This window comes from Variovorax sp. 10L421 (assembly GCF_056395365.1).
Map to the genome: position 1 here is coordinate 57,830 of NZ_JBFTJJ010000002.1, position 25,867 is coordinate 83,696.

Annotated in this window: 24 protein-coding genes; 11 read left to right on the plus strand and 13 right to left on the minus strand. The window is 68.1% G+C overall.

Annotation, left to right across the window (positions count from 1 at the left end; translation table 11 throughout):
• Positions 1-32: 32 nt before the first annotated feature.
• Positions 33-1,022, minus strand: a complete 990-nt coding sequence (locus AC1DFC_RS04285) for an alpha/beta fold hydrolase (protein ID WP_413313924.1) — start codon at positions 1,020-1,022, stop codon at positions 33-35.
• Positions 1,023-1,048: 26 nt separating this feature from the next.
• Here AC1DFC_RS04285 and AC1DFC_RS04290 point away from each other — a divergent pair, with 26 nt between their 5' ends.
• Positions 1,049-1,819, plus strand: a complete 771-nt coding sequence (locus tag AC1DFC_RS04290) for a 3-hydroxybutyrate dehydrogenase (protein ID WP_056594347.1) — start codon at positions 1,049-1,051, stop codon at positions 1,817-1,819.
• A gap of 27 nt (positions 1,820-1,846) precedes the next feature.
• On the opposite strand, the gene AC1DFC_RS04295 is transcribed toward AC1DFC_RS04290, so the two are convergent.
• Complete coding sequence (locus AC1DFC_RS04295) at positions 1,847-2,551, minus strand: SIMPL domain-containing protein (RefSeq protein ID WP_007837012.1); 705 nt, start codon at positions 2,549-2,551, stop codon at positions 1,847-1,849.
• 58 nt (positions 2,552-2,609) lie between these two features.
• Entirely contained in the window at positions 2,610-2,942 is a 333-nt protein-coding gene (locus AC1DFC_RS04300) for a hypothetical protein (protein ID WP_237726157.1), read from the minus strand.
• A gap of 199 nt (positions 2,943-3,141) precedes the next feature.
• Here AC1DFC_RS04300 and ompR point away from each other — a divergent pair, with 199 nt between their 5' ends.
• Both ompR and AC1DFC_RS04310 read left to right on the plus strand, forming a co-directional pair.
• Positions 3,142-3,873, plus strand: a complete 732-nt coding sequence (ompR, locus tag AC1DFC_RS04305; protein WP_007837017.1) for an osmolarity response regulator transcription factor OmpR — start codon at positions 3,142-3,144, stop codon at positions 3,871-3,873.
• A 74-nt stretch (positions 3,874-3,947) separates the two neighbouring features.
• Entirely contained in the window at positions 3,948-5,363 is a 1,416-nt protein-coding gene (locus tag AC1DFC_RS04310) for a sensor histidine kinase (RefSeq protein ID WP_042674038.1), read from the plus strand.
• A gap of 13 nt (positions 5,364-5,376) precedes the next feature.
• Here AC1DFC_RS04310 and ispF read toward each other — a convergent pair whose 3' ends face one another.
• Both ispF and ispD read right to left on the minus strand, forming a co-directional pair.
• Positions 5,377-5,865 (minus strand): 2-C-methyl-D-erythritol 2,4-cyclodiphosphate synthase, encoded by a 489-nt coding sequence (gene ispF, locus AC1DFC_RS04315; RefSeq protein ID WP_007837020.1) that lies wholly within the window; start codon positions 5,863-5,865, stop codon positions 5,377-5,379.
• A complete protein-coding gene (ispD, locus tag AC1DFC_RS04320) occupies positions 5,862-6,584 on the minus strand; it encodes a 2-C-methyl-D-erythritol 4-phosphate cytidylyltransferase (protein WP_007837023.1) in 723 nt (240 codons plus the stop codon). Before ispD ends, ispF begins: the two co-directional genes overlap by 4 nt.
• 119 nt (positions 6,585-6,703) lie before the next feature.
• Between ispD and mfd the strand changes: the two genes are divergently transcribed.
• From mfd to AC1DFC_RS04335, 3 genes are all read left to right on the plus strand, one after another.
• On the plus strand, positions 6,704-10,186 hold the full coding sequence (gene mfd / locus AC1DFC_RS04325; RefSeq protein WP_478178706.1) for a transcription-repair coupling factor: 3,483 nt from the start codon (positions 6,704-6,706) through the stop codon (positions 10,184-10,186).
• The gene (gene serB, locus AC1DFC_RS04330; RefSeq protein ID WP_478178707.1) at positions 10,183-10,896 is read left to right on the plus strand and encodes a phosphoserine phosphatase SerB; all 714 of its coding nucleotides are present in this window, start codon (positions 10,183-10,185) and stop codon (positions 10,894-10,896) included. The genes mfd and serB overlap by 4 nt, the downstream gene beginning before the upstream one ends.
• A 136-nt stretch (positions 10,897-11,032) precedes the next feature.
• Positions 11,033-12,097: an Ldh family oxidoreductase gene (locus AC1DFC_RS04335; RefSeq protein WP_413331527.1), complete on the plus strand. Its 1,065-nt coding sequence runs from the start codon at positions 11,033-11,035 to the stop codon at positions 12,095-12,097.
• 6 nt (positions 12,098-12,103) lie between these two features.
• On the opposite strand, the gene AC1DFC_RS04340 is transcribed toward AC1DFC_RS04335, so the two are convergent.
• Positions 12,104-12,430 carry a DUF6172 family protein gene (locus AC1DFC_RS04340; RefSeq protein WP_007837030.1) on the minus strand — a complete coding sequence of 109 codons (327 nt, stop codon included), beginning with the start codon at positions 12,428-12,430 and terminating at the stop codon, positions 12,104-12,106.
• 123 nt (positions 12,431-12,553) lie between these two features.
• On the opposite strand from AC1DFC_RS04340, the gene AC1DFC_RS04345 reads away from it, so the two are divergent.
• Both AC1DFC_RS04345 and AC1DFC_RS04350 read left to right on the plus strand, forming a co-directional pair.
• Positions 12,554-13,576 carry a histone deacetylase family protein gene (locus AC1DFC_RS04345; RefSeq protein ID WP_478178708.1) on the plus strand — a complete coding sequence of 341 codons (1,023 nt, stop codon included), beginning with the start codon at positions 12,554-12,556 and terminating at the stop codon, positions 13,574-13,576.
• A 66-nt stretch (positions 13,577-13,642) separates the two neighbouring features.
• A complete protein-coding gene (locus AC1DFC_RS04350) occupies positions 13,643-13,870 on the plus strand; it encodes a hypothetical protein (protein WP_007837035.1) in 228 nt (75 codons plus the stop codon).
• Positions 13,871-13,879: 9 nt separating this feature from the next.
• Here the strand turns inward: AC1DFC_RS04350 and AC1DFC_RS04355 are convergent, their stop codons facing one another.
• Positions 13,880-15,067: an aminotransferase-like domain-containing protein gene (locus tag AC1DFC_RS04355; protein ID WP_007837037.1), complete on the minus strand. Its 1,188-nt coding sequence runs from the start codon at positions 15,065-15,067 to the stop codon at positions 13,880-13,882.
• A gap of 112 nt (positions 15,068-15,179) precedes the next feature.
• Here AC1DFC_RS04355 and nth point away from each other — a divergent pair, with 112 nt between their 5' ends.
• Entirely contained in the window at positions 15,180-15,827 is a 648-nt protein-coding gene (nth, locus tag AC1DFC_RS04360) for an endonuclease III (RefSeq protein WP_478178709.1), read from the plus strand.
• 12 nt (positions 15,828-15,839) lie between these two features.
• Complete coding sequence (locus AC1DFC_RS04365; RefSeq protein WP_478178710.1) at positions 15,840-16,679, plus strand: Ivy family c-type lysozyme inhibitor; 840 nt, start codon at positions 15,840-15,842, stop codon at positions 16,677-16,679.
• 27 nt (positions 16,680-16,706) lie between these two features.
• Here AC1DFC_RS04365 and AC1DFC_RS04370 read toward each other — a convergent pair whose 3' ends face one another.
• The 4 genes from AC1DFC_RS04370 to AC1DFC_RS04385 are packed head-to-tail and all read right to left on the minus strand — an operon-like array spanning position 16,707 to position 20,567.
• Complete coding sequence (locus AC1DFC_RS04370; RefSeq protein WP_478178711.1) at positions 16,707-17,273, minus strand: histidine phosphatase family protein; 567 nt, start codon at positions 17,271-17,273, stop codon at positions 16,707-16,709.
• Positions 17,270-18,064, minus strand: a complete 795-nt coding sequence (locus AC1DFC_RS04375) for an adenosylcobinamide-GDP ribazoletransferase (RefSeq protein WP_007837041.1) — start codon at positions 18,062-18,064, stop codon at positions 17,270-17,272. Before AC1DFC_RS04375 ends, AC1DFC_RS04370 begins: the two co-directional genes overlap by 4 nt.
• A gap of 5 nt (positions 18,065-18,069) precedes the next feature.
• Positions 18,070-19,110, minus strand: a complete 1,041-nt coding sequence (cobT, locus tag AC1DFC_RS04380; RefSeq protein WP_007837042.1) for a nicotinate-nucleotide--dimethylbenzimidazole phosphoribosyltransferase — start codon at positions 19,108-19,110, stop codon at positions 18,070-18,072.
• On the minus strand, positions 19,107-20,567 hold the full coding sequence (locus AC1DFC_RS04385; protein WP_478178712.1) for a cobyric acid synthase: 1,461 nt from the start codon (positions 20,565-20,567) through the stop codon (positions 19,107-19,109). Before AC1DFC_RS04385 ends, cobT begins: the two co-directional genes overlap by 4 nt.
• A gap of 167 nt (positions 20,568-20,734) precedes the next feature.
• Between AC1DFC_RS04385 and AC1DFC_RS04390 the strand changes: the two genes are divergently transcribed.
• Positions 20,735-20,968: a hypothetical protein gene (locus AC1DFC_RS04390; protein WP_007837044.1), complete on the plus strand. Its 234-nt coding sequence runs from the start codon at positions 20,735-20,737 to the stop codon at positions 20,966-20,968.
• Positions 20,969-21,032: 64 nt separating this feature from the next.
• Here AC1DFC_RS04390 and AC1DFC_RS04395 read toward each other — a convergent pair whose 3' ends face one another.
• Both AC1DFC_RS04395 and AC1DFC_RS04400 read right to left on the minus strand, forming a co-directional pair.
• Positions 21,033-22,526: an efflux transporter outer membrane subunit gene (locus tag AC1DFC_RS04395; protein WP_413313897.1), complete on the minus strand. Its 1,494-nt coding sequence runs from the start codon at positions 22,524-22,526 to the stop codon at positions 21,033-21,035.
• A 15-nt stretch (positions 22,527-22,541) separates the two neighbouring features.
• Positions 22,542-25,805 (minus strand): efflux RND transporter permease subunit, encoded by a 3,264-nt coding sequence (locus tag AC1DFC_RS04400; protein ID WP_413313896.1) that lies wholly within the window; start codon positions 25,803-25,805, stop codon positions 22,542-22,544.
• Positions 25,806-25,867 lie beyond the last annotated feature (62 nt).

Consider the following 25,867-nt stretch of genomic DNA (forward strand, 5'->3'; position numbering starts at 1 on the left):
ACTCGAGGAATCGCGCTTCACGCTTCAATCAATCAATCGAACAGGAAGTTGGTGACTGCGGCGATCTGCAGGGGATCGACAAAGGTCGGCGCGTGGCCCACGCCTTCGAACTCGACCAGCGTGGCGTGCGGGCCGCGCTGTGTCATGGCCAGTGCGGTTTCGCGCGACAACAGATCCGATTCGGCGCCCCGCGTGACGAGCGTGCGCGCCTCGATGGCGTCGTACAGGCTCCACATGATCGCGCCGCCCTGCGCCGCGGCCTCGGGCGTGATGGCGCGCAGCGCCACGCCGATGGCGGGGTCGTAGTGAAGCAGCCAGGCCCCCTCGTCGCCGCCAGCCTCGGCCTTGGCCGAACCATCGGCAGTGCGCTGCGACGCGGGCACCACCATGTGCTGCGACAGCGCCAGCCACTGCGCGGGCGTGTGCGGCCCGAAGCTGGTCGACAACGTCCACATGGCATCGGCTGCCGCCTGCACACTCGCGTAGGAACCGTTCTTCCCTACGTAGGCGCCGATGCGCTGCACTGCGGCCGGCTCGATCGTCGGACCGACATCGTTCGCGATGAAGCGGCGGATGGGCCGCGCCAGCGGCAGTTCCTTGTGGCCCGCGAGCACGAAGCCGATCAGCCCGCCCATGCTGGTGCCGAGGTAGTCGAGCGTGCCGATGGCCTGCTCGCGATGGAGCTGCGCGATCAACGCGACCATGTCGGCCGCATACACCGGCACCTGATAGAAAGCGGGGTCGCGCAGCCAGTCGCTGCGCCCACGGCCCACCACGTCGGGGCAGACCACGCGCACATCGCCGGCAGCGCGCGCCACGATGGCCTGAGCCAACAGGTCGAAATCGCGGCCCTGCCGGGTCAGCCCGTGCACGCAGATCACGACATGCGCACTGCGCGCGTCGCCCCATTGCCAATAGGCCATGCGATGGCCGCCTTGGGCGTCATCGCACGCCACGTAATGAAGCGTCGGTTCTGTCATGAAAACGAAGTCGTCCTGGTGCGGATAATTGTCTCGTCGCATCCTAATTCATCCGGAGATTGATCTTCATGCTCAAAGGCAAAACCGCGCTTGTCACGGGGTCCACCAGCGGCATTGGCCTCGCCATCGCCAAGGCTCTCGCCCAACAGGGCGCGCACATCGTGCTCAACGGCTTCGGCGACGCCGAAGCCCCCAAGGCCCAGATCGAGGCGCTCGGCGTACGCGCCGAGTACCACGGCGCAGACATGAGCAAACCCGAACAGATCGAAGACATGATGAAGTTCGCCGCGTCGAAGTTCGGCCGCGTCGACATCCTCGTGAACAACGCCGGCATCCAGCATGTGGCCAAGGTCGAAGACTTTCCCACCGAACGCTGGGATGCGATCATCGCCATCAATCTCACCAGCGCATTCCATACGACGCGGCTGGCGATTCCCGCGATGCGCGAAGCCAACTGGGGCCGCGTCATCAATATCGCGTCGGCCCATGGCCTCGTGGCATCCGCGCAGAAATCGGCCTATGTGGCCGCCAAGCACGGCATCGTCGGCCTGACCAAGTCGGTCGCGCTCGAAACCGCGACCACCGGCGTCACTGCCAATGCAATCTGCCCCGGCTGGGTGCTGACCCAGCTGGTGCAAAAGCAGATCGACGACCGCGCCGCGCGCGAAGGCATCACGGCGGCGCAGGCGCAGAACGAGCTGCTGGGCGAAAAGCAGCCATCGCTGCAGTTCACCACCGTCGAGCAGTTGGGCGGCCTGGCGGTCTTCCTGTGCTCGCCGGCGGCCGATCAGGTCCGAGGCGTCGCCTGGGCCATGGACGGCGGCTGGACTGCCCAATAAAGGGTAGCCTGCCGGTACGCGCGCCCCTTACTTGAGCTGCACCGAGCCCGACACGCTCACCACCACGCTGGTCTTGCCGGCTTCGACCGGGACCGTCGAGTCGGACGAGAACGACTTGGCCTGCACCGCCATCATGCGCGGGCGGATCGGGCTACCGTCGTTCGCGTTCACCGATACCTCGCGCAGCGTGTAGCCGCTGAAGCCGAAGCCCTTGGCCAGCTCGCCGGCCTTCTGCTTGAAGTTCTCGATGGCGATGTTCTGCGCCTCGGTTTCGGTCTTGGCGCGCTGCTCGCGGCTCAAGCCGAAGCCCACGTTGCCCACGCTGAGCGTCGTGATGCGGCCGGCCGCCTGGGTAATGCGCGAGAAGTCGCGCCCCTCGAGCACCAGCTCGGTCGAGCCTTGCCAACCGTTGATCTTGCCGTCCTTGGAATAGCGCGGCGACAGGCTGAAGTTGCCGGTGCGCACGTCGAGCTGGCCCGCCTGGGCGTTCTTCTTCGCTTCGGCCAGGGCCGCGTCGAGCGCCGCCTTCAGCTGCGTCTGCACGGCGGCCGCGTCAGGGGCGTCGCGGGTGGTCACGAGCGTCATGCTCAGCATGTCCTGCTGCACTTCGACCGTGCCGGAAGCCGCCAGCTGCAGCACGTTCTGCGGTACTGGCGCAGCGTTCTGGGCCAGTGCGGTGCCGGCGGCGGCCAGGGCGGCGCACGCCGCGAGCAATTTGATTGTTTTCTTCAAGACGAAGTACTCCCCTGAGTTGGTATGAAAGACAAGCCTGCGCCCGCAGGCTCGCGCATCAGCGGCGCTGGCTGCGCGGTGCGGTCAAGGACGGGCGGGCTGCCGGCGGCGGCACCGGCACGATCCGCTCGGCCGGCTGCGATTCTGCCGAATTGAGCAATGCACCCGTCGCGGGCGGGGTCCATTGGCCGCGAACCTGCTGCCGCAGCTCGAACAGTTCGGCGGCGGTCAGGCGCCTGCCCGCGGCCGCCTGTTCGCGGCGGACCTCCTCGCGCTGCGCGGCACGGTGGGCCGCCACCGCGTCCCGGACTTCGCTGCGGCGCACTTCGCCCACCCTGAAGAAATCGCCGGACATCGCCAGCGACGGACCGCAGGCGAGAACGAGGATCAACGGCAGGGCGGAAATAGGACGTCTCATTGAGCGCAAGTCATCAGGAAATTGGACTTTGCCACCTCCTCGCTAACGTCGGATGACCAGACCGCGAGCGTCCGCAAGTTTTGTAACTTAGTGTCAAACCATAAGTAAATCCGGCTCAACGAAGCCTTAACGCCTTCAGAATCGGCCCTGTTACAAATTCATCGTTGTAGAAATGACTCAAGTTCCCGCTCGCACCGACAAGATCGTGATCGTCGACGACGACGCCCGCATCCGCGACCTCCTGCGCCGCTACCTGACGCAAGAAGGTTTCGAAGTGATCGTGGCCGAGGACGGCAAGGCGCTCAACCGCATCCTGTTGCGCGACACGGTCGACCTGATCGTGCTCGACCTGATGATGCCCGGCGAAGACGGCCTCTCGGTCTGCCGCCGCCTGCGGGCCGCCAACGACCGCACCCCGATCATCATGCTCACCGCCAAGGGCGAGGACGTGGACCGCATCGTCGGCCTCGAAGTCGGCGCTGACGACTATCTCGGCAAGCCTTTCAACCCGCGCGAACTGCTGGCCCGTGTGCACGCCGTGCTGCGCCGCCGTCCGCCGCTGGAGGCGCCGGGCGCCCCTTCTACCGAGAACGAGACCGTCACTTTCGGCCCGTTCGCCTTCGACCTCGGCTCGCGCACCCTGAAGAAGGATGGCGAAGAACTCTCGCTGACCACCGGCGAGTTCGCGATGCTGAAGGCGCTCGTGCGCCATCCGCGTCAACCGCTGTCGCGCGAAAAGCTGGCCCAGCTGGCGCGCGGGCGCGAGTTCGAGCCCTTCGACCGCAGCCTGGACGTGCAGATCTCGCGCCTGCGCAAGCTGGTCGAGTCCGACGCCGCGGCGCCGCGCTACATCCAGACCGTCTGGGGCGTCGGCTACGTGTTCGTGCCGGACGGCACGGCCTGACGCGCCGTTGACAGGTGGCCGTCGGCCAACCCACCAGACCCGGCGCGGCCCAGGAGGACGGCGTGCAGGTCACGATGCCGAGCCCGCTCGAAGCGAGCGCGCAACGTGACCGCCGCCCCGGCCTCAAGCTGGGGTTCAGCCTTTTCTGGCGCACCTTCTTTCTGCTGGCGCTGCTGCTCATCGGCTGCACGGTTGCCTGGCTGCAGACCTTCCGCTCGCTCGAATACGAGCCGCGCGCCATCCAGACCGCGCACCAGATCGCCTCGCTCGTGAACCTCACGCGCGCGGCGTTGGTGTATTCGGACGCGATAACCCGGGTGTCGCTCATCAAGACGCTGGCCGACCAGGAGGGCGTGCGCATCCTGCCGCGCGAACCCAACGACCGGTTCCAGCCCTACACCAGCGGCGCGCTCGACCTGCGCGTGACCGAGGAGCTGATTGATCAGCTCGGTGAAGGCACCACGGTGGCCAGCCGCGTGAACGACGAGGCGGGTCTCTGGATCGGCTTCACCATCGAGAGCGACACCTACTGGCTGCTGCTCGACCCCACGCGCTTCAGCCGCGTGGGAGGGCGTACCTGGCTGGTCTGGCTCAGCACGGCGATGGCGCTCTCGCTGGCCGGCGCGGCGCTGATCACGCGGCTCATCAACCTGCCGCTCAAGCAGCTGTCGCGCGCGACCATGCAGGTGCGCGAAGGCGAGTACGAGGCGCACCGGCTCGACGAACGAGCCCGCACCAACGAGATCCGCGCCGTCAACATCGGCTTCAACCGCATGGCGGACCAGCTCGCCAAGATCGAGCAGGACCGCGCCATCATGCTGGCCGGCATCTCGCATGACCTGCGAACGCCGCTGGCCCGGCTGCGGCTGGAAACCGAGATGAGCGTGGCCGACGAGGACGCGCGCGACCACATGGCGGCCGACATCGCCCAGCTCGACGCGATCATCGACAAGTTCCTCGACTACGCGCGGCCCGACCATGTCGATCCTCGTCCGGTGCTGCTGCGCGACGTGGTCGACGCCTGCACCTATGCGGTGCAGGACTACGAGGAGATGAACATCAAGGTCGAGGTGCCGTCCGACCTGCGCGTGATGGGCGATGAGGTCGAGCTCACGCGCGTGATCTCCAACCTGGTGGAGAACGCGCGGCGCTATGGCAAATCGCCCTCCACGGGCGTGGCCGACGTCACGATCCAGGCACAAGCCAACAACGACGCGGTGCTGATCAAGGTGCGCGACCACGGCGCAGGCGTCGAGCCCGCCCTGCTCTCGCAGCTGACCAAGCCCTTCTTCCGCGGCGACACGGCGCGCACCTCGGCAGCCGGCGCGGGCCTGGGCCTGTCGATCGTGGCGAAGAACATCGAGCGCATGGGTGGCACCTTCGCGCTGACCAGCACGCCGGGCCGCGGCCTGGCGGCGCACATCCGGATGCCGCGCGCGATGCCGGCGCCGAAGCCGGGTGAGCTGCCGGGAGGCAGGAAGCCGGCCTGAGCCTGCGGAGGCCTCAGCGATGCAGAAGTACGGCCGCGCGGGCTTCCATCGCGCGGCCCTCGCCCACCGGGCCGAGCTTCTCGGCCGTCTTGGCTTTCACGTTCACCTGGTCGACCGCAATGCCCAGCGTGCCGGCGATTCGCTGGCACATGAGCGGAATGTGAGGCGCGAGTTTGGGCGCCTGCGCGATCACGGTGCTGTCGACGTTGCCGATCTCCCAGCCCGCCGCGCGCACCCGGCGCGCCGCCTCGGCCAGCAGCACCGACGAATCGGCACCGCGGAACTGCTCGTCGGTATCCGGAAAATGCCGGCCGATGTCGCCGAGCCCCGCGCCACCCAGCAGGGCGTCGGTGATGGCGTGCAGCAGCACGTCGGCATCGGAATGCCCCAGCAGGCCGGTGGTGTGCGGCACCTCGACACCGCCCAGGATCAGCTTGCGCCCCGCCACCAGTTGGTGAATGTCCCAGCCCTCGCCGACACGGATGTTGAAGGCGCTCGTCATGCAATGCCCTTCTTGCGGCCCTGCAGGACCGCCTCGGCCAATGCGAAGTCCTCGGGGAACGTCACCTTGAAGTTCTGCGCGCTGCCCTGCACCAGCAGCGGCGACAGGCCGATGGCCTCTATGGCGCTGGCCTCGTCGGTCACGGTGTCGCCCGTGCGCTCCAGCGCGTCGAGCAGCATGCCGATGCGGAACATCTGCGGCGTCTGCGCCAGCCACTTGTCGGCGCGCGACAGCGTCTGGGCTACTCGGCTCTCGGCCGTCGACGCCTTCAGCGTGTCCGCCAGCCGGTGCGCCAGCAGGCCGCCCACAGCGTCGTGCTCGCAGGCCGCAATCAGCGCCTCGATCTGGCTCGACGTGACGAGGCAGCGCGCCGCGTCGTGCACCAGCACCCAGTCGTGCGCGCCTGCGCCCTTCTGCCGCAGTGCCACCAGGCCGTTGCGCACCGTGGCCGCGCGGGTCACGCCGCCCACGCGCAGCAGGTATTCGTTCTCGGCGGGAAAGCGCGGCAGCACCGCATCCACGTCGCGGTCGTCCGGCGACACCACCAGCGCCAGCCCGGCGAAGCGCCCCGCCAGCGCGCGGAAGGCCTCCAGCGTGTGGGCCACCATCGGCAGGCCGGCCAGGCGTCGGTACTGCTTGGGCAGCGCGGACTGCGCATGCCCCGCACGATGGCCGGAGCCGGCGCATGGGATCAGCACGAAAAGTCGGGAAGAGGACATGGGGGCCCGGCGCCGGCGCTGGCCAGCAAGCGAATAAAGGGCCGCCATTCTAGAATCGACCGCTACGCACACCCCTCGCCAACCGGCGCGGGGTGTTGTGCATTTCCAGTAAGCGTTCCATGGACCTCCCCCACCTCACGGCGGGCAAGCGTTTCACGCTGCCGCGTCCCCCGTTGTCGGCCGATGCACTGCTGCTGGCGCAGCTGGCCATGCGCGAGAAAGCCGCCGGGCGCGCCACGGCGATGTTCACGGCCGACGCCAACGACGCGCAGCGCCTGATCGATGAAATCGCCTTCTTCGCGCCCGACCTGCGATGCGCCTTGTTCCCCGACTGGGAGACGCTGCCCTACGACAGCTTCTCGCCCCACCAGGACCTGATCAGCGAGCGCCTGGCCACCCTCTGGCGCATCAGCCAGAAGGAGGCCGACGTGGTGCTGGTGCCCGCCACCACCGCCCTCTACCGACTCGCACCCCCGGCCTTCCTGGCCGGCTACACCTTCCACTTCAAGGCCAAGCAGAAGCTCGAGGAATCGAAGCTCAAGGCCCAGCTCACGCTGGCCGGCTACACCCACGTGACGCAGGTGGTCAGCCCCGGCGAATACGCGGTGCGCGGCGGCCTGATCGACCTGTTCCCCATGGGCTCGCCGGTGCCGTTTCGCGTCGACCTGTTCGACGACGAGATCGACTCGATCCGCACCTTCGACCCCGACACCCAGCGCAGCCTCTATCCCGTGCCCGAAGTGCGGCTGCTGCCGGGCCGCGAGTTCCCCATGGACGACGACGCCCGCGCGCGCTTTCGCAGCCGCTGGCGCGAACTGCTCGAGGGCGACCCGACCAAGAGCCGCATCTACAAGGACATGGGCAACGGCGTGGCCACCGCCGGCATCGAGTACTACCTGCCGCTGTTCTTCGACGAGACGGCCACGGTGTTCGACTACCTGGGCGCAGACGCCACGGTGGTGCTGCACGGCGACCTCGAACCTGCGTTCCAGCATTTCTGGCAGGACACGAACGAACGCTACCGGCTGGTGCATAGCGACCCCGAGCGCCCCGCCCTGCCGCCCGAGGCGCTGTTCCTGAACGCCGAGCAGTTCTACCAGCGCGCCAAGCCGCACGCGCAACTCGCCGTCCGCGGCGACGTGCCCACGGAAGCGCCCTACGCCGAATTCGACAAACTGCCGCCCTTCGCCGTGGTGCGCGGCGCGGAAGACCCGCTGGTCGGGCTCAAGGCCCACATCAAGGCCACGCCCCACCGCGTGCTGCTGATCGCCGAGAGCGACGGCCGCCGCGAGAGCCTGCTCGACTTCCTGCGCGCCAGCGGCGTGAGCCCGCCGGCCTTCGACTCGCTGGCCGAGTTCGAAGCCTCCGCCGACGAAAAGATCGGCATCGCCACCGCCGCGCTGGCCTCGGGCTTCGCCTGGCGCGAGCAGGGGATCGACCTCGTCACCGAGACCGAACTGTTCGCCACCGCGCCCACCACGCGCCGGCGCAACAAGAAGCAGGAGCAGGTCAGCGACGTCGAGGCGCTGATCAAGGACCTGTCGGAACTCAACGTCGGCGACCCGGTGGTCCACACCGCGCACGGCATCGGCCGCTACCGCGGCCTGATCCACATGGACCTGGGCCAGGGCAGCGGCCCCGACGGCAAGCCGCTGCTGCAGGAAATGCTGCACCTGGAGTACGCCGACAAGGCCACGCTCTACGTGCCCGTGTCGCAGCTGCACCAGATCAGCCGCTACACCGGCGTGAGCGCCGACGAGGCCCCGCTGCACAAGCTGGGCTCCGGCCAATGGGAAAAGGCCAAGCGCAAGGCCGCCGAGCAGGTGCGCGACTCCGCTGCCGAACTGCTCAACATCTACGCTCGCCGCGCCGCGCGCGAAGGCCATGCTTTCCGCTACTCGCCGGCCGACTACGAGGTGTTCGCCAACGACTTCGGCTTCCAGGAAACCGCCGACCAGAAGGCCGCTATCCACGCCGTGGTGCAGGACATGATCTCGCCCCAGCCCATGGACCGCCTCGTGTGCGGCGACGTGGGCTTCGGCAAGACCGAGGTGGCGCTGCGCGCCGCCTTCATCGCCGTCACCGGCGGCAAGCAGGTCGCGTTCCTCGCGCCCACCACGCTGCTGGCGGAGCAGCATTACCAGACGCTGGTCGACCGCTTCGCCAAGTGGCCCGTGAAGGTGGCCGAGATGAGCCGCTTCCGCTCGGCCAAGGAAATCACCACCGCCGCCAAGGGGCTGGCCGAGGGCCAGGTCGACATCGTGGTCGGCACGCACAAGCTGCTGTCGCAGTCGGTCAAGTTCAAGAACCTGGGCCTGCTCATCATCGACGAGGAGCACCGCTTCGGCGTGCGCCACAAGGAGGCGATGAAGGCCATGCGCGCCGAGGTCGACGTGCTCACGCTCACGGCCACGCCGATTCCGCGCACGCTGGGCATGGCGCTCGAAGGCCTGCGCGACCTCAGTGTGATCGCGACCGCACCGCAACGGCGCCTCGCCATCAAGACCTTCGTGCGCAACGAAGGCACGGGCGTGATCCGCGAGGCCGTGCTGCGCGAGCTCAAGCGCGGCGGGCAGGTCTACTTCCTGCACAACGAGGTCGAGACCATCGAGAACCGGCGCCAGAAGCTGGAAGAAATATTGCCCGAGGCCCGCATCGCCGTGGCCCATGGCCAGATGCCCGAGCGCGAGCTGGAGCGCGTGATGCGCGACTTCGTGGCGCAGCGCTACAACCTGCTGCTGTGCTCGACCATCATCGAGACCGGCATCGACGTGCCAACCGCCAACACCATCGTGATGAGCCGCGCCGACAAGTTCGGCCTGGCGCAGCTGCACCAGTTGCGCGGCCGCGTCGGCCGCTCGCACCACCAAGCCTATGCCTACCTCATGGTGCCCGACACCGAGGGCCTGACCAAGCAGGCGGCGCAGCGGCTCGACGCCATCCAGCAGATGGAAGAGCTGGGCTCCGGCTTCTACCTCGCCATGCATGACCTCGAGATTCGCGGCACCGGCGAGGTGCTCGGCGAGAACCAGAGCGGCAACATGATGGAAATCGGCTTCCAGCTCTACAACGAGATGCTCAGCGAGGCCGTGCGCTCGCTCAAGGCCGGCCAGGAGCCAGACCTGCTCTCACCGCTGTCGGTCACCACCGAAATCAACCTGCACGCGCCCGCCCTGCTGCCTGATGACTACTGCGGCGACGTGCACCTGCGCCTGTCGTTCTACAAGAAGCTGGCCACCGCGAAGACGCCCGACCAGATCGACACGCTGCTCGAAGAAATCGTCGACCGCTTCGGCAAGCTGCCGCCGCAGGCACAGACGCTGATCGACACGCACCGCCTGCGCGTGCTGGCGCGGCCCTACGGCGTGGTCAAGGTCGACGCGGCGCCGGGCATCATCAACATCACGTTCAAGAAAGATGCGCCGGTCGATGGCATGGCCATCATCCAGCTGATCCAGAAGAACAAGCACATCAAGCTCGCCGGCAACGAGAAGCTGCGCATCGAGCGCGAGCTGAAAGAGCCCAAAGAGCGAGCCCAGATGGTGCGCGACGTGCTGCGCAGCCTGGGCCAACCCCTCGTCAAGGAAACCGTCACCGCATGAGCGCTACCCAAGAAATCTCCCCCGGCCTCGTCATCCAGCGCGTGAAGCCACCGTTGCGGCTCGCCGACTTCAAGCTGATTGCGTTCGACATGGACTCGACGCTGATCAACATCGAATGCATCGACGAGATCGCCGATGCCGTCGGCAAGAAGGCCGAGGTCGCCGCCATCACCGAGGCCACGATGCGCGGCGAGATCAAGGACTTCAAGGAAAGCCTGCGCCGCCGCGTGGCCCTGCTGCAGGGTGTGCCGGTCGGGGCGCTGCAGCAGGTGTACGACGAGCGGCTGAAGCTCAACCCGGGCGCGAGCGAACTGGTCGCGGCCTGCAAGAAAGCCGGCCTCAAGGTGCTGCTGGTGTCGGGTGGCTTCACCTTCTTCGCGAACCGGGTGAAGGACCGGCTGGGCATCGACTTCGCGCGCTCCAACCTGCTCGACGAAGCCGACGGCAAGCTCACCGGCGAAGTCGTCACGCAGAGCTGGGGCGACATCTGCGACGGCGCTGAAAAGCGCAGGACGCTGCTCGAGGTGGCTTCGCTCATGGGCATCTCGCCGCAGGAAACCATCGCCGTGGGCGACGGCGCGAACGACCTCCCGATGATGGGCGAAGCCGGCCTGTCGGTGGCCTATCACGCGAAACCCAAGGTACGTGAACAGGCAATGGTTGCAATCAACGAAGGCGGACTGGACCGCCTTCTCGAAATACTGCGATGAGCGATTGGGGGCGTGGTTCGGGGGCGATGATGCCGACGGGGGACATTCGCGCAGGAGCGTACCCGGTGCCCTTGCACGCGCCCTGAACGACAGCGCCCCCAAGAACAACCGCCCCAACGAGACACGGACCACTGACATGACCGACACCGCCCCGCTCTACCGCGCCGAAGCCCTCAAGGACTACGCGAGCGCCCTGCTGCAAAAAGCCGGGCTCGCCGCGTCGATGGCCGACAGCGTCGCCCGCACGCTCGTCGAAGGCGACCTGCTGGGACACGACACGCACGGCCTCGCGCTGCTGGCCGGGTACGTCAAGGAACTGGAATCCGGTGGCATGACGCGCGACGGCACCCCCGAGGTGCTGTCCGACCGCCCCGCCGCCGTGCTCTGGGACGGCAAGCGCCTGCCCGGTCCTTGGCTCATGGACCAGGGCATGGATTTGCTGATTCCGCGTGCCCGCGAACTCGGCACCGCCTCGCTCGTCATCCGCCGCAGCCACCACATCGCCTGCCTCGCCGTCTACATGTTGCGCGCGCTGCAGGAAGACATGCTGATGCTGCTGGCCTGCTCCGACCCCAATGCCGCCAGCGTCGCGCCCTTCGGCGGCACGCAGGCCGTGTTCACGCCGAATCCGCTGGCCATGGGTTTTCCGCTCTCGCAAGGCGGCGTGATGGTCGACATCTCGGCCTCCATCACCACCAACGGCATGAGCAACCGCAAGCGCGCAGCGGGCGAGACCTTCGCCGAGGAATGGCTGATCGACGCTGCCGGCAAGCCGTCGAACGACCCGCAGGTGCTGTTCGACCAGCCGCCTGGCACGCTGCTGCCGGTCGGCGGATTGAGCCACGGCCACAAGGGCTACGGCATGGCGCTGCTGGTCGAGACGCTCACGGCCGGCCTCGCGGGCCACGGCCGGGCCGATCCGCCCGAGGGCTGGGGCGCGACGGTGCACATCACGCTGCACGACCTGAATGCCTTCGGCGGCAAGGACGCCTTCCTGCGCCAGATGGACCATGTGGCGGCGAAGTGTCGCGGCAACGTGCCCATCGACCCGGCCAAGCCTGTGCGGCTACCGGGCGAAGGCGGTTTGAAGCGTCGGGAAGCGCAGGCCAGGAACGGGGTGCGGCTGCACCCGTCGATTGCGCGCTCGCTGCAGGATGCGGAGCAGCGGTACGGCCTGCGGTTGGCGCAGGCGCAGGCCTGACGGCGGTTATTCCTCTTCGGAATCGGTGGCAGCGCCCTGTTCGCCTTCAGGCCGCGGCTTGCGCTTGCCGGGCTTGGCCAGGATCTCGATGTAGAACTGCTTGCCGCCTTCCTTCACCACCCCGTCGATGAGGCCCGTGATGGCGGAAAGGTGAATGACTTCGGCGGATTCCTGGGCCGCGCCGAACTTGCAATCGAAGTCCCAGAAATCGCTGCCTTCGGGCAATTCGCGCCGCCGCTCGCGCTTGATGTACTTGCGGATCTCGTGCTTGATGGCTTCGAGGAGACGGTCGGGGTGCTTGCCCTCGACCTGAAGCTGAAAGGTTTTTCTCATGGGTGATCGTAACCAATGTGGATGCCGCCGATTCGCGCGCCATCCGATGCCCTCGATGGGCACCGATCTTGCTCGCTACCATGGCTGCCGAGCAAATTCCACGGCGGCCATGCCGAATCGCCCATGCTGACCTACTTCCATCCAGAGCAGCTGCTGCACCATCCGCGCAGCTACCTGTCGCGCGGACAGATGCGCACCCCGCAGGAAATTCCCGACCGCGCACTTCGGCTCGTCGCCGCCGTGCAATCGCTCGGCTTCGATCTCCGGACGCCGGCCGACGCCGGCATGGCGCCATTGGCCGCCGTGCACAGTGCCGACTACCTGCGCTTTCTGGAGGACGCGCACGGCGAATGGAAGCAGATGCCGCCCGACTGGGGCGACGAGGTGATGTCGAACGTCTACGTGCGCGAGCCCAACCGCCTGCGCGGCGTGCTGGCCAAGGCGGCGCGCTACCTTGCCGACGGCAGCTGCCCGGTCGGGGCCGAAACCTGGCGCTCCGCGTACTGGTCGGCCCAGAGCGCGGTGGCCGGCGCGGCGGCCATCGTCGACGGCGCCCCTGCGGCCTACGCACTGTGCCGCCCGCCCGGCCACCATGCGCGCGTCGATGCCGCTGGCGGCTTCTGCTACCTCAACAACGCAGCCATCGCCGCCCAGGCGTTGCGCGGGCGCTTCGCTCGCGTGGCGGTCCTCGATACCGACATGCACCACGGCCAGGGGGTGCAGGAAATCTTCTACGACCGCAGCGACGTGCTGTATGTCTCGATCCACGGCGACCCGACCAACTTCTACCCTGCCGTCGCCGGCTACGACGACGAGCGCGGGGCCGGCGACGGCGATGGCTTCAACGTCAATTTCCCGATGCCGCACGGGGCGACGGAAGCGGCGTTCTTCGAGCGCGTCGACGATGCGGCGGGCGTGCTGCAACGATTCGCGCCGGACGCGCTGGTCCTGGCCCTCGGGTTCGACATCTACAAGGACGACCCCCAGTCGCAGGTCGCGGTGACGACCGAGGGTTTCGGCCGTCTCGGCAAGGCCGTAGGCGCGCTGGGGCTGCCTACGCTGATCGTCCAGGAAGGCGGCTATCACCTCGACAGCCTGGAAGCCAACGCACGCGCTTTCTTCGGAGGATTTGCAGGCACAGCGTGACGGTTCCGGCGGTGATCGGCGCGGCGCTGTGTACAGTCGGCGCTTCGAACGAAAGCAGGTGAAGACATGGCGCGCGCAAACGACTGGGCAAGCAAGGTGATGGCATTGATCAACGGTGGCAACCCCGCCGCAGCCATCGCGCAGATCAAGGTCGCGCCATCGGTCAAGGACCTGAAGGCGCTGCAGACCATCATGACGTTGTCGAAAATGAAAGGCCGCTATCCGAACGTGGATGCGGCCATTTCAGACAACCTGGACCTGCTTGCAGCGCCCCGGCTGCACCGGTCCCCCTGATCGGATCGACTACAGCGCCTGACCGAGACGCTTCACGCCCTCTTCGATCTTCGCCACGTCGGCCGTCGCGAAGCTCAGACGCAGCGTCGCCACATCGGGCTTCTCGGCAAAGAATGGTGCGCCGGGCACGAAGGCCACGAGCTTCTCGATCGCGCGCTTCGCCAGTTCGTTCGCATCGGCCAGCTTGCCATTGGCGCCGGTGAGGCGCGCCCAGAAGAACAAGCCGCCGTTGGGCTGGGTGAAGCTCACTGCATCGCCCAGCTCGCGCCTGAGCGCCGCGCCCATGGCCTGGGCACGCTGGCCGTAGACCTCGCGCACGTGCGCCAGCGTGGCCGGCATGCGGCCGCTCTTGAGGTATTGCGCAGCCGTGGCCTGCGAGAACGTGCTCGTGTGCGCGTCGCTGAACTGCTTGCACATCGTCGCCTTGGACAGCAGCTCGGGCGGCGCGATCATCCAGCCGATGCGCAGGCCCGGGCTCAACACCTTGCTCAGGCTGCCGCAGTGCGCCAGCAACTCGCGGCTGCCCGGCACGTCTTTGCTCAGGGCCAGGATGGAGGGCGGAGGTGCTTCGCCGAAATAGAGGTCGCCATAGGGGTCGTCCTCGACGATCAGCGTCTGGTACTTCACGGCCAGCTCGAGCACCTTCTTGCGGCGCTCCAGCGTCAGCATCGCGCCGCTGGGGTTGCCGAAGGTCGGGATCAGGTAGACGAACTTGGGCTTGTGCTCGGCGATGAGCTTCTCGAGCTCGTCGGTCTTCACGCCGTTGGCGTCGATGGGCGCGCTGATGAGCTGCGCGCCGTACAGGCGGAAGCACTGGATGGTGGCCAGGAAGGTCGGGCCCTCGACGATCACCTTGTCACCGGGCGAGATCATGGTCTTGCCCAGCAGGTCGAGCGCCTGCTGGCTGCCGGTGGTGACAATCAGGCCGCTGGGGTCGACCTCGACGCCCTTGGTCTTCATGAAGGCGCTGAGCTGGCTGCGCAGCGGCTCGTAGCCTTCGGTGGCGCCGTACTGCAGCGCAGCGCCGGGTTCTTCGGAGAGCGCCTTCTGGCTCGCCTCCTTGAGGCCCTCGACGTCGAACATGGCGCTGTCGGGAAAGCCACCCGCAAAGCTGATGATCCCGGGCTTGCCCAGCAGCTTGAAGAGTTCGCGGATGGCGGAGGTCTCGACGTTGTCGAGGCGGGAGGCGAATTGCATGGTCGGTCTCACTTTCTGGGGTGCCATTGTCGCGAAAGCGGCAGGCAATAAAGCTGCGTAAGGCTATCGCCTTTCAACGATATATTGCGCGTGCCGCCTCCCACGGAGCCCCATGAAAAAAAACGACATCCCCCTCTTCTTCGCCACCCTGCAGGCGGCCAACCCCGAGCCCGAGACTGAACTCGAATACACAACCCCCTTCGAGCTGCTGGCCGCCGTGCTGCTGTCGGCACAGGCCACCGACGTGGGCGTGAACAAGGCCACGCGCAAGCTGTATCCGGTGGCGAATACGCCGCAGGCCATTCTCGATCTGGGTGTCGAGGGGCTGGAGGAGTACATCAAGACCATCGGCCTGTACCGCAGCAAGGCGAAGCACCTGATCGAGGCCTGCCGCATGCTGGTGGAGCTGCACGGCGGCGAGGTGCCGCGCACCCGCGCCGAGCTGGAGGCGCTGCCGGGCGTCGGCCGCAAGACCGCGAACGTGGTGCTCAACGTGGCCTTCGGCGAGCCGACCATGGCGGTCGACACGCACATCTTCCGCGTCGGCAACCGCACCGGGCTTGCGCCCGGCAAGACGCCGCTGGAGGTGGAACTCAAACTCGAGAAGCGCGTCCCACCCGAATACCGGCTGCATGCGCACCATTGGCTCATCCTGCATGGCCGCTACATCTGCGTGGCGCGCAAGCCGCGCTGCTGGGAGTGCGCGGTGGCCATTTTCTGCGCCTACAAGCCAAAGACACCGATGCCGAAGACGGCCTGAGACCGACGACGAATGACGACACGAAAGAACGACTCCCGGGCACTGCTGGCCGCCACGCTGCTCGCCGCCCTCCTTCCGGCCGCGGCATGGTCGCAGCAGGGCGGCGGCCTGCCGCCCGAGGCCATGGCGATCTACGGCGGCCGCTGGTCGACGAACTGCGCCAACGCGGCCGCACCGACGCTGCAGGTGCGCCAGGACATGCTGATCGCCGAAAGCGGCAAGCGCCGCGTGACCGGCAACGAACCGCAGACCGCCCACAGCTTCTTCGGCAACCGCCCGCCGCCGGCAGGCTTCGACGTGGCGCTGATGAGCAGCCCGGGCAAGTCCGGCGCAATGACCTTCCTCGTCTACCGCGAAGCGCGCGGCCAGTACATCGCGCTGGACGCCGACAAGCCGGTCGCCGGCCAACTCGGCCCCGACATGATGAAGCTGCGCTACTGGCGCTGCAACGGCGCGGTGCGGGCCGTGGCCCCGCCCGTCGAGCCCGCCGTCAAGGCGCCTCCCCCGCCCACGGGCAGCCCGGCGGCGCTGGCGCGGGGCCCGGCCATGGAGAAGGCCTGGCGCGCCGCCTTGGGCACGCGCGAGAACGACCGCTGGCTGGTGCGCCGCGAAGGTCCGGCGCCCGAGCCGCAATGGGTGACGGTCGAGGGAACGCGCTACCTCCTGCACGCCTTCTGCAAGCCGCACGACTGCTACGACAACAACGCGGTCGCGCTCTACGACCAGGGCTCCGGCCGCCTCTACGGCCTGGTGCAGCGCAACGGCAGCAACCGCTTCCTGGGCACGCCGCCGGCTGCACTTGCGCCGCAGCTGGAGCGGCTCTGGCGCGAACAGTGGCGGCAGAAGAACTGAGCCGCAATCGGCACTGGCCGACGGCAGCTAATTGTCGAAAGTCAGCCAACCGCCGAAGGGCAGTTCCCCATCAGGCCAGTCGGCGGCGACTCCAGGGCAGCGGGTGCCGCGCTGCAGCAACGTTACCGCCCGCAGCACGCCGGCGTGCGTGATCCACAGCGCATCGCCCTCGTCCACAAGCCATTCGTCATGTGCGGCGGCCACGCGCTGCATGAATGCGCGCACGCTTTCGCCATGGCCGCCGGCAGGCGCATCGGCGAAATTGCCGGTCCAGGCGTCGAATTCCTCGCGTGCGATGGCAGACCACGGCCGCCCTTCCCAGGCGCCGAAGTTCATCTCGGCCAGCCGTGCGTCGTGCCGCACCCGAAGATCGGGGCGCAACGCGGCGATGGCATCGGCCAGCCCGGCACATCGCCGCAGCGGCGAACTGCGCACGCTGATGGCCGCAGGAAGCAAAGGCGCGATGCGCTGCGCAGCAGCGAGCGTGGAGTCCGCATGGGCTTCGAGGTCCGTGGCGCCGTAGCACAGCCCGGGCTCGGCCACCACGGGCGCATGGCGCTGGAGCCAGAGCGTCCTTCGGGCGGCGTCGCTCATGCGCGCCACGCCAGTGCAAGGTAGATCGCCAGCTCGCAGACCTGCTGGGTGGCGCCAAGGCCGTCGCCGGTGAAGCCCTGCAGCCGGCGCATGAAAAGACGCGCCATCCAGCCTGCGGCAACAACGGCCGCAAGCAAGGCCGCCAAGACGTGCGCCACGTCGTGTGCATACAGCAGCAGTGCCACCGCCGGCAGCGCCCACACCACCGCGATCAGCAACGCACCACCGCTGATCGCATCCGCCAGCGGCTTCGCCTTGCTCGCCCCGCTGTCGCCCACATAGGGCAACCACCGGATCAGGAACAGCGGCATCAGCCGCGACAGCACATGCGCGCCGACGATGGCGACAACAACCGCCTGCAGGCCGTGCCCGGCCAGCATTGCGAGCAGCGCGCATTTCAGGCCCAGCGCCAGCACCAGCGCCAGCGCACCGAAGGCGCCGATGCGCGAGTCCTTCATGATCTCCAGCGCCCGGTCGCGGTCGGCCGAACCGCCCAGGCCATCGGCCACGTCGGCCAGACCGTCTTCATGGAAGGCGCCGGTCAGCATCACGGTGGCGGTGGTGCTCAGCACGGCAGCAGCCAGCGCACCGGCGACACCCGGCAGCCCCATGCCCACACCCGCGAACACCAGCGCCGCCACGCCACCTGCCAGCCATCCGATGCCGGGCAGATGCGCCGCGCTCGAACGCAGCATCTGCGGACTGAAGCCGACCCACGCAGCCAGCGGCCCCGTCACCGGCACGCGCGTGAAGAACTGCAGCGCGAGCAGGAAATGGCGAACGCCGTTCATCCTCTTCAGCTGTCCTTGCGCGACACGCCGGCCGACTCGAAGCTCGCCATCTCGCGCAGGATGCGGCAGGCCGATTCGAGCAGCGGCCAGGCCAGCGCCCCGCCCGAGCCTTCGCCCAGGCGCAGTTCGAGCTTGAGCAGCGGCTCCAGCCCCAGCCGCTCCAGCAGCAGCACGTGGCCGGGTTCGGCCGAGCAATGCGCGGCCACGCAGCGCTGCACCACGTGCGGCTGCAGCGCCTGCGCCACCAGCACCGCTGCGCTGGCGATGAAGCCGTCTACCACGATCACGCGCCGCTCCTCGGCCGCCTGCAGCACCGCGCCGACCAGCGTAGCCACCTCGAAGCCACCGAAGGCGGCCAGCGCGTCCAGAGGCGCGGTCGCGCCCGCGTGCAGCGCCAGCACCTGCCGCAGCACATCGCGCTTGCGCGCCAGCCCGGCCGCATCGAGGCCAGTGCCGGCACCGGTGCAGGCGTCGATGTCCAACCCGCCCAGCCGCGAGAGCAGCAGCGCGGCAGACGAACTGTTGCCGATGCCCATCTCGCCGAGCAGCAACGCATTGCCCGGCAGCACGCGCACCACCTCGCGCCCGTTGGCGATGGCCTGGGCGCACTGCGCGGCCGTCATGGCCGGGCCCTGCGAAGCGTCTGCCGTACCTTCGGCGATCCGGCGCGACACCAGCCCCGGGCGCGCCTGGAAGTCGCGCCGTACGCCGCAGTCGACCACCGTCAGTGCCAGCCCGTGCTGGCGCGCCAGCACGCTCACGGCCGCGCCGCCGGCGAGGAAGTTCTCGACCATCTGCCAGGTCACGTCGCTCGGGTACGCCGAGACGCCGCGCGCCGCCAATCCGTGGTCGCCCGCGCAGACCAGCATCTGCGGGGCTTCGAGCTCCGGGCTTTCGGTGCCGAGGATGGTGCCGATGCGCAGCGCCAGCGCCTCGAGCCGGCCCAGCGCGCCGAGCGGCTTGGTCTTGTTGTCGAGCGCGCTCTGCAGGCGGGCGGCGAGCGCGGTGTCGGTGATGTCGGAAATGGTGGGAATGGTTTCGGTCATGCAATCAGTCCGGCGAGCACGCCGGCGTCGAAGTGGGTATCGATGAAGTCGGCCAGGCCGTCGAAGGTGGCGTCGAGCGTGGGCACGGAGGCACCGAACAGCGCGTGCAGCGCGCGCGGGTCCTCGAACAGGCCGTGAAGATAGATGCCGAGCACGTTGCCGCGCGCGTTCTGCCAGGCCAGTCCGTCGGGCATCACGGCCTGGCCGTCCTGCGCCATCTGCGGGTGTGCGGCGGTCTGGCCATGGTGGATCTCGTAGCCGGCGACGGGCACGTCCGACAGCGCAGCCCAGACACCGCTCAGCTCGCCGAAGGTCCCGGTGCGATGCCGCACCGTCTTCTCGCGCGCGAACACCGTCACCAGCGGCAGCAGGCCCAGTCCCGGCGCATTGCCGTCGATGCCGTGCGGATCGACCAGCGCCTCTCCCAGCATCTGCAGTCCGCCGCAGATGCCCAGCACCGCGCCGCCGCGTTCGGCATGCGCGGCCACGGCGCTGTCCAGCCCCTGGGCGCGCAGCCAGGCCAGGTCGCCGCTGGTGCGCTTGGAGCCGGGCAGCACGATCCAGTCGGCGCCGGCCACGTCGGCCGGCGTACGGGCCCAGATCAGCCGCACGCCGGGCACGTTCTTCAGCGCCTGGAATTCGTCGAGGTTGCTGATGCGCGGGTATGCCACGACCGCGACCGTGCGCGTCACGGTGCCGCTCGCACGGCTGCGGTCATCGAATACGCCGTCCTCCTCGGGCAAGCCGTGCTGCCACCACATCGGCAGCGTGGCCACGGTGGGCACGCCAGTCAGTTCCTGCAGTTGCTGCGGCGCAGGCGCGAGCAGCGAGGCATCGCCGCGGAACTTGTTGAGCACGAAGCCGCGCAGCAGCGCGCGGTCGGCCTCGGGCAGCAGCGCCCAGGTGCCGTACAGATGGGCAAAGGCGCCTCCGCGGTCGATGTCGGTCGTGAGCAGGCAGCGCGCCTGCGCGTGCCGGGCGATGCGCATGTTGACGATGTCGCTGGCCATCAGGTTGATCTCGGCCGGCGAACCCGCGCCTTCGATCACCACCACGTCGTTTCCGGCGCGCAGTTCGTCGAGCGCCTGCGCGATCTGCGGCCAGACGCGCTCGCTGCGGCCGCGCCAGGGCAAGGCCGAGAGTTCGTCATTCACCTGCCCCATCAGCACCACCTGGCTGTGGGTGTCGCGCTCGGGCTTGAGCAGCAGCGGGTTCATGCGCACCCCGGGCACGGCATTGGCGGCCAGGGCCTGGAAATATTGGGCGCTGCCGATCTCGCCGCCGTCGACCACGCGGGCGTTGTTGCTCATGTTCTGCGCCTTGAAAGGCGCCACCTTCAGGCCCTGCCGCGCATACCAGCGGCACAGCGCCGTGGCCAGCCAGCTCTTGCCGGCGCCGCTGGTGGTGCCCAGGACCATGACGCAACGCGCCGGCCCGCTTTTCGCCTTTGAACTCATCGGCGAATTGTCGTTGAGCGCCACACCGGTCCGGGAAAGGCCAAATGGAAGCGACGAAATGCGACATCTTTCACATCGCCGGGCATTGCAAATACATCCGGTGCATCAAACAGTAGCATTTTTTGCGTACACCAGATGCCACCACACCGCATTGCACCCGGGAACCCATGCCAGCCTTGAATGATTTGGCGCTAACCGTCGAGGAACGCGAGCCGGGCCAGTTCTTCTGGATCCTGCTCGAAGCCCACCATGGCGACGCCGTCTCCGAAACCTTCGACTACAGGGTCTACCGGACAGCGTCGAGGCCGCAGGCCAGCTATTCAAACGCCCTGGCCGTGGGCGCGGTGGAACTGCAAAAAATAAGCGCCGCCGCGAATCCAGCCGGCAAGAAAACCGACTGAACCCACGGCGGCGCAAGACCGCCTTGCGGCGCTCAGGCTTTCAATTTCAATCCTTGATCGCGATTCAGCGCACGGCCACGGCCGTCCGTGCCGGGACAGCCGCGACCGGCGCCGGCGCTTCCCAGCCGCCGCCGATGGCGCGGATCAGCCCCACCGCCGCCTGGTACTGCGCCGACTTCACCTGCAGTGCCTGCCGGCGGTTGCGCAATTCGCTGCGGCGCGCGTCCAGCAGGTCGAGCTGGCTGACGTAGCCGTTGCGATAGCGCGTGTCCGACAGGCTGGTGGCGCGCTGGGCCGAGGTCACGGCCTGTGCCTGCACGACCGACTGCTCCTGCAGGATGCGGATGGCGGCCAGTTGGTCTTCGACTTCCTGAAACGCCACCAGCACCTGCGTGCGGTAGCTCGCGAGCGCACCGTCGAGCTGGGCATTGGCGCCCTGCACGCCGGCCTCGCGGCGGCCGCCGTCGAAGATCGGCAGCGACAGCAGCGCGCCCACGCCCCACGAGCGCGCCGACCACTTGAAGAGGTCGCCGATCTCGGGCGAGGCATAGCCGGCGGCGCCGGTCAGCGAGATGTCCGGGAACCACGCGGCCTGCGCCACGCCCACGCGGGCCTGCGCGGCCAGCACAGCGCTCTGCGCAGCCGACACGTCGGGGCGGCGGGTGAGCACCGTGGCGGGCACACCCGGCGGAATGGACGGGAGCGCCGTCGCCCACTCGTCGACGCGCAAGCCGAAGCTGGAAGCCGAATCGCCCACCAGCACCGCGAGCGCATGCTCCACCTGGGCGCGCTGGCGGTCGAGCGCGAGCGCATCCGACTCGGTGGACGACACCTCGGTCTGCACGCGCGCCACGTCGAGCTCGGCGATGTCGCCGGCCTGCTCGCGGCGCTGCGACAGGCGCAGCGTGTCGCGATACGCCTCGACCTGCTCGCGCACCAGGGCGCGCTCGGCATCGAGCGCGCGCAACTGCAGGTAGGTCTGCGCCACTTCGGCCTGCACGGCGAGGCGCGTGCTTTGCAGCAGCGCCTCGCGGCCGGCCGCATCGAGCTTGGCCGCATTGCTCGCGCCCGAGAGGCGGCCGAACAGGTCGACCTCGTACGAGAACGTGGCGCCGATGTTCGTCATCGTGGCTGGCCGGGTGCTGGCCGTGGCCTTGTCCAGGCCCGCGCCGCGGTTGGCGCCAGCGCCCAGGCCGATCTGCGGCAGGCGGTCGGCGTTGGCGCTGCGCGCCAGCGCGCGAGCCTCGGCCAGCCGAGCGGCCGCGGCCTGGATGTTGGTGTTGTTGACGTCGGCCTTCTCGATCAGTGCGTTGAGCGCCGGATCGTTGAACGCCAGCCACCAGTCGCCGCGCGGTTGCGCCTCGGAGGGCGCGGCCCGCGTGAAGCCGGCGGGCGGCGTCACCGCCTGGTCCTTGCCCTGCTCCTTGAACTGGGCGGTGGTCGTGATCTCGGGCAGGCCCGAGGGCGCGGTGGCACAGCCGGCGAGCACCAGGGCTGCCATCAGCGGCAGCAACGCGGTACGAAGCGGCTTCACCAGAGGTTGTACTGAAAATTTCATGATGCGCTTTCTCGATCAGTCGTCATGCGAAGAACGCGGCGATGCGGGCACCGGATGAAGGCCGCCACCACCGGCGCCGCCATGCGAAGCCGGATGCCCGGCCGACACGAAGTCGTCGCCATGCGGCACTTCGCCATGCAGCTTGAGTGGCCGGTTGCCCGCGAGGCGGCGCAGCAGCACGTAGAACACAGGCGTCAGGAACAGGCCGAAGGCCGTCACGCCGATCATCCCGGCGAACACCGCCACGCCCATGGCCTTGCGCATCTCCGAACCCGCGCCGGTGGACAGCACGAGGGGCAGCACGCCCATCACGAAGGCCAGCGAAGTCATGAGAATCGGGCGCAGGCGCAGGCGGCTGGCTTCGATGGCGGCCTGTATCGGTGTGCGGCCGGCAAATTCGAGCTCCCGGGCGAACTCCACGATAAGAATCGCGTTCTTCGCACTCAGCCCCACCAGCACGATCAACCCGATCTGCGTGAAGACGTTGTTGTCACCCCCCGATATCCATACGCCGGTCATCGCGGCCATGATGCCCATGGGCACGATCAGGATGATCGCGATCGGCAGCGTCAGGCTTTCGTACTGCGCAGCCAGCACCAGGAACACCAGCAGGATCGCCAGCGGGAACACCAGGAAGGCGGAGTTGCCGGCCAGGATTTCCTGGTAGGTCAGCTCGGTCCACTCGAAGCTCACGCCCTTGGGCAGCGTCTCGGCCGCGATCTTGGTGATCGCGTCCTGCGCCTGGCCCGAGGAGTAGCCCGGCGCCGGGCCGCCGTTGATGTCGGCGGCGAGGTAGCCGTTGTAGCGCATGGCGCGTTCCGGGCCGAAGGTCGAATTCACCTTCATCAGCGCGGCCAGCGGCACCATCTCGCCCGAGGTCGAGCGCACCTTCAGCAGGCCCACGTCTTCAGCACGGGCGCGGTAAGGCGCATCGGCCTGGACGCGCACGGAGTACGTGCGGCCGAACTTGTTGAAGTCGTTCGCATACAGGCTGCCAAGGTAGATCTGCATGGTGTCGAAGATGTCCGTCACGGGCACGCCGAGCTGGCGGGCCTTGGTGCGGTCGATGTCTGCGTACAGCTGCGGCACGTTGACCTGCCAGCTCGTGAACATGCCGGCCAGTTCGGGCGCCTGGTAAGCCTTGGCCATGAAGGCCTTCACTGCCGCGTCCATCTGGTCGTAGCCCACCGAGCCGCGGTCTTCCAGCTGCAGCTTGAAGCCGCCCGTGGTGCCCAGGCCCGCCACCGGCGGGGGCGGGAACATCACGATGAAGGCGTCCTGGATGCTCGAGAAGGCGCCGTTCAACTGGCCCGCCACCGCGCCGCCGCTCTGGTCGGCGCGCTTGCGCTGGTCGAAGGGCTTGAGCGTGGCGAACACGATGCCCGAGTTGGAGCTGTTGGTGAAGCCGTTGATCGACAGGCCCGGGAAGGCGATGGCGTCCTCCACGTTCGGGTTCTTCTTCATGATCTCGCCCATGCGCTGGATCACTTCGTCGGTGCGGTCGAGCGTGGCGCCGTCGGGCAGCTGAGCGAAGCCGATCAGGTACTGCTTGTCCTGCGCCGGCACGAAGCCGCCGGGCACCGCCTTGAAGAGACCGAAGGTCACGGCGATGAGCGCGACGTAGATCGCGAGCATCAGCGCCTTGCGCGAGATCACGTTCTTCACGCCGCCGCTGTAGGCCTCGGAGCCGCGATGGAACAGCTTGTTGAAGCCGCGGAACAGCCAGCCGAAGGCCTTGTCCATGCCGCGCGTCAGCGCGTCCTTGGGAGCGTCATGGCCGCGCAGCAGCAGTGCAGCGAGCGCGGGCGACAGCGTCAGCGAGTTGATCGCCGAGATCACCGTCGAGATCGCAATCGTCACCGCGAACTGGCGGTAGAACTGGCCCGTGAGGCCGCTGATGAAAGCCAGCGGAACGAACACGGCCACCAGCACCAGCGCAATCGCGATGATGGGCCCGGACACTTCGCGCATCGCGCGATAGGTCGCCTCGCGCGGCGTGAGCCCGGCCTCGATGTTCCGCTCGACGTTCTCCACCACCACGATGGCGTCGTCCACCACGATGCCGATGGCCAGCACCAGCCCGAACAGGCTCAGCGCGTTGATCGAAAAGCCGAGGACGTGCAGCACCGCGAAGGTGCCGATCACCGACACCGGCACGGCCAGCAGCGGAATGATCGACGCGCGCCACGTCTGCAGGAACAGGATCACGACCAGCACCACCAGCATGATGGCTTCGAGCAGCGTGTGGATCACCGATTCGATGGACGCGCGCACGAACTGCGTCGGGTCGTAGGCGATGCGGTATTCCAGGCCCTCGGGCATGTTTTTGTTGAGCTCGGCCATCGTCTTGCGCACGTTGGACGAGATGTCGAGCGCATTGGAGCCCGGCGCCTGGAACACACCCATGCCGACGGCCGGGTCGTTGTTCAGCAGCGAGCGCAGCGAGTAGTCGGCGGCGCCCATCTCGAGGCGGCCGATGTCGCGAAGACGCGTGACGGCGCCGTCGGTGCCGCTCTTGACGATGATGTCGCCGAACTCTTCCTCGCTCTGCAGGCGACCTTGCGCATTGATCGACAGCTGCATGTCCACACCCGACAGGCCCGGCGATGCGCCGACCACGCCGGCCGCGGCCTGCACGTTCTGGCCACGGATGGCAGCCACCACGTCGCTCGCCGAGAGGCCGCGCTGCGCGACCTTCTGCGGGTCGAGCCACACGCGCATGGAGTAGTCGCCGCCGCCGAAGATCTGGACCTGGCCCACGCCTTCGATGCGCGCCAGCGGGTCCTTCACGTTCAGCACCGCGTAGTTGCGCAGGTAGTTGATGTCGTAGCGGTTGTTCGGCGAGACGAGGTGGACCACCATCGTCAGGTCGGGCGCGCTCTTGACGGTCGTGATGCCGAGCCGGCGCACTTCCTCGGGCAGACGCGGCTCGGCTTGCGAGACGCGGTTCTGCACGAGCTGCTGTGCCTTGTCGGGATCGGTGCCGAGGCGGAACGTCACGGTGAGCGTCAGCACGCCGTCGGTCGTTGCCTGGCTGCCCATGTAGAGCATGCCTTCGACGCCGTTGATCTGCTCTTCGAGCGGCGTGGCCACCGTTTCAGCAATCACCTTCGGGTTGGCACCGGGGTACTGGGCGCGCACCACCACCGAAGGCGGCGCGACTTCCGGGTACTCCGAGATCGGCAGCCCGCGCAGCGCGATCAGGCCGGCTATCAGCATCAATAGCGACAGCACGCCGGCAAAGATCGGCCGGTCGATGAAGAATTTTGAGAGATTCATGTTCGTTTACTCCACCGCGTCGTGCGCGGTCCACGCCGCATGCAGGCACGCGGCATCCAAGT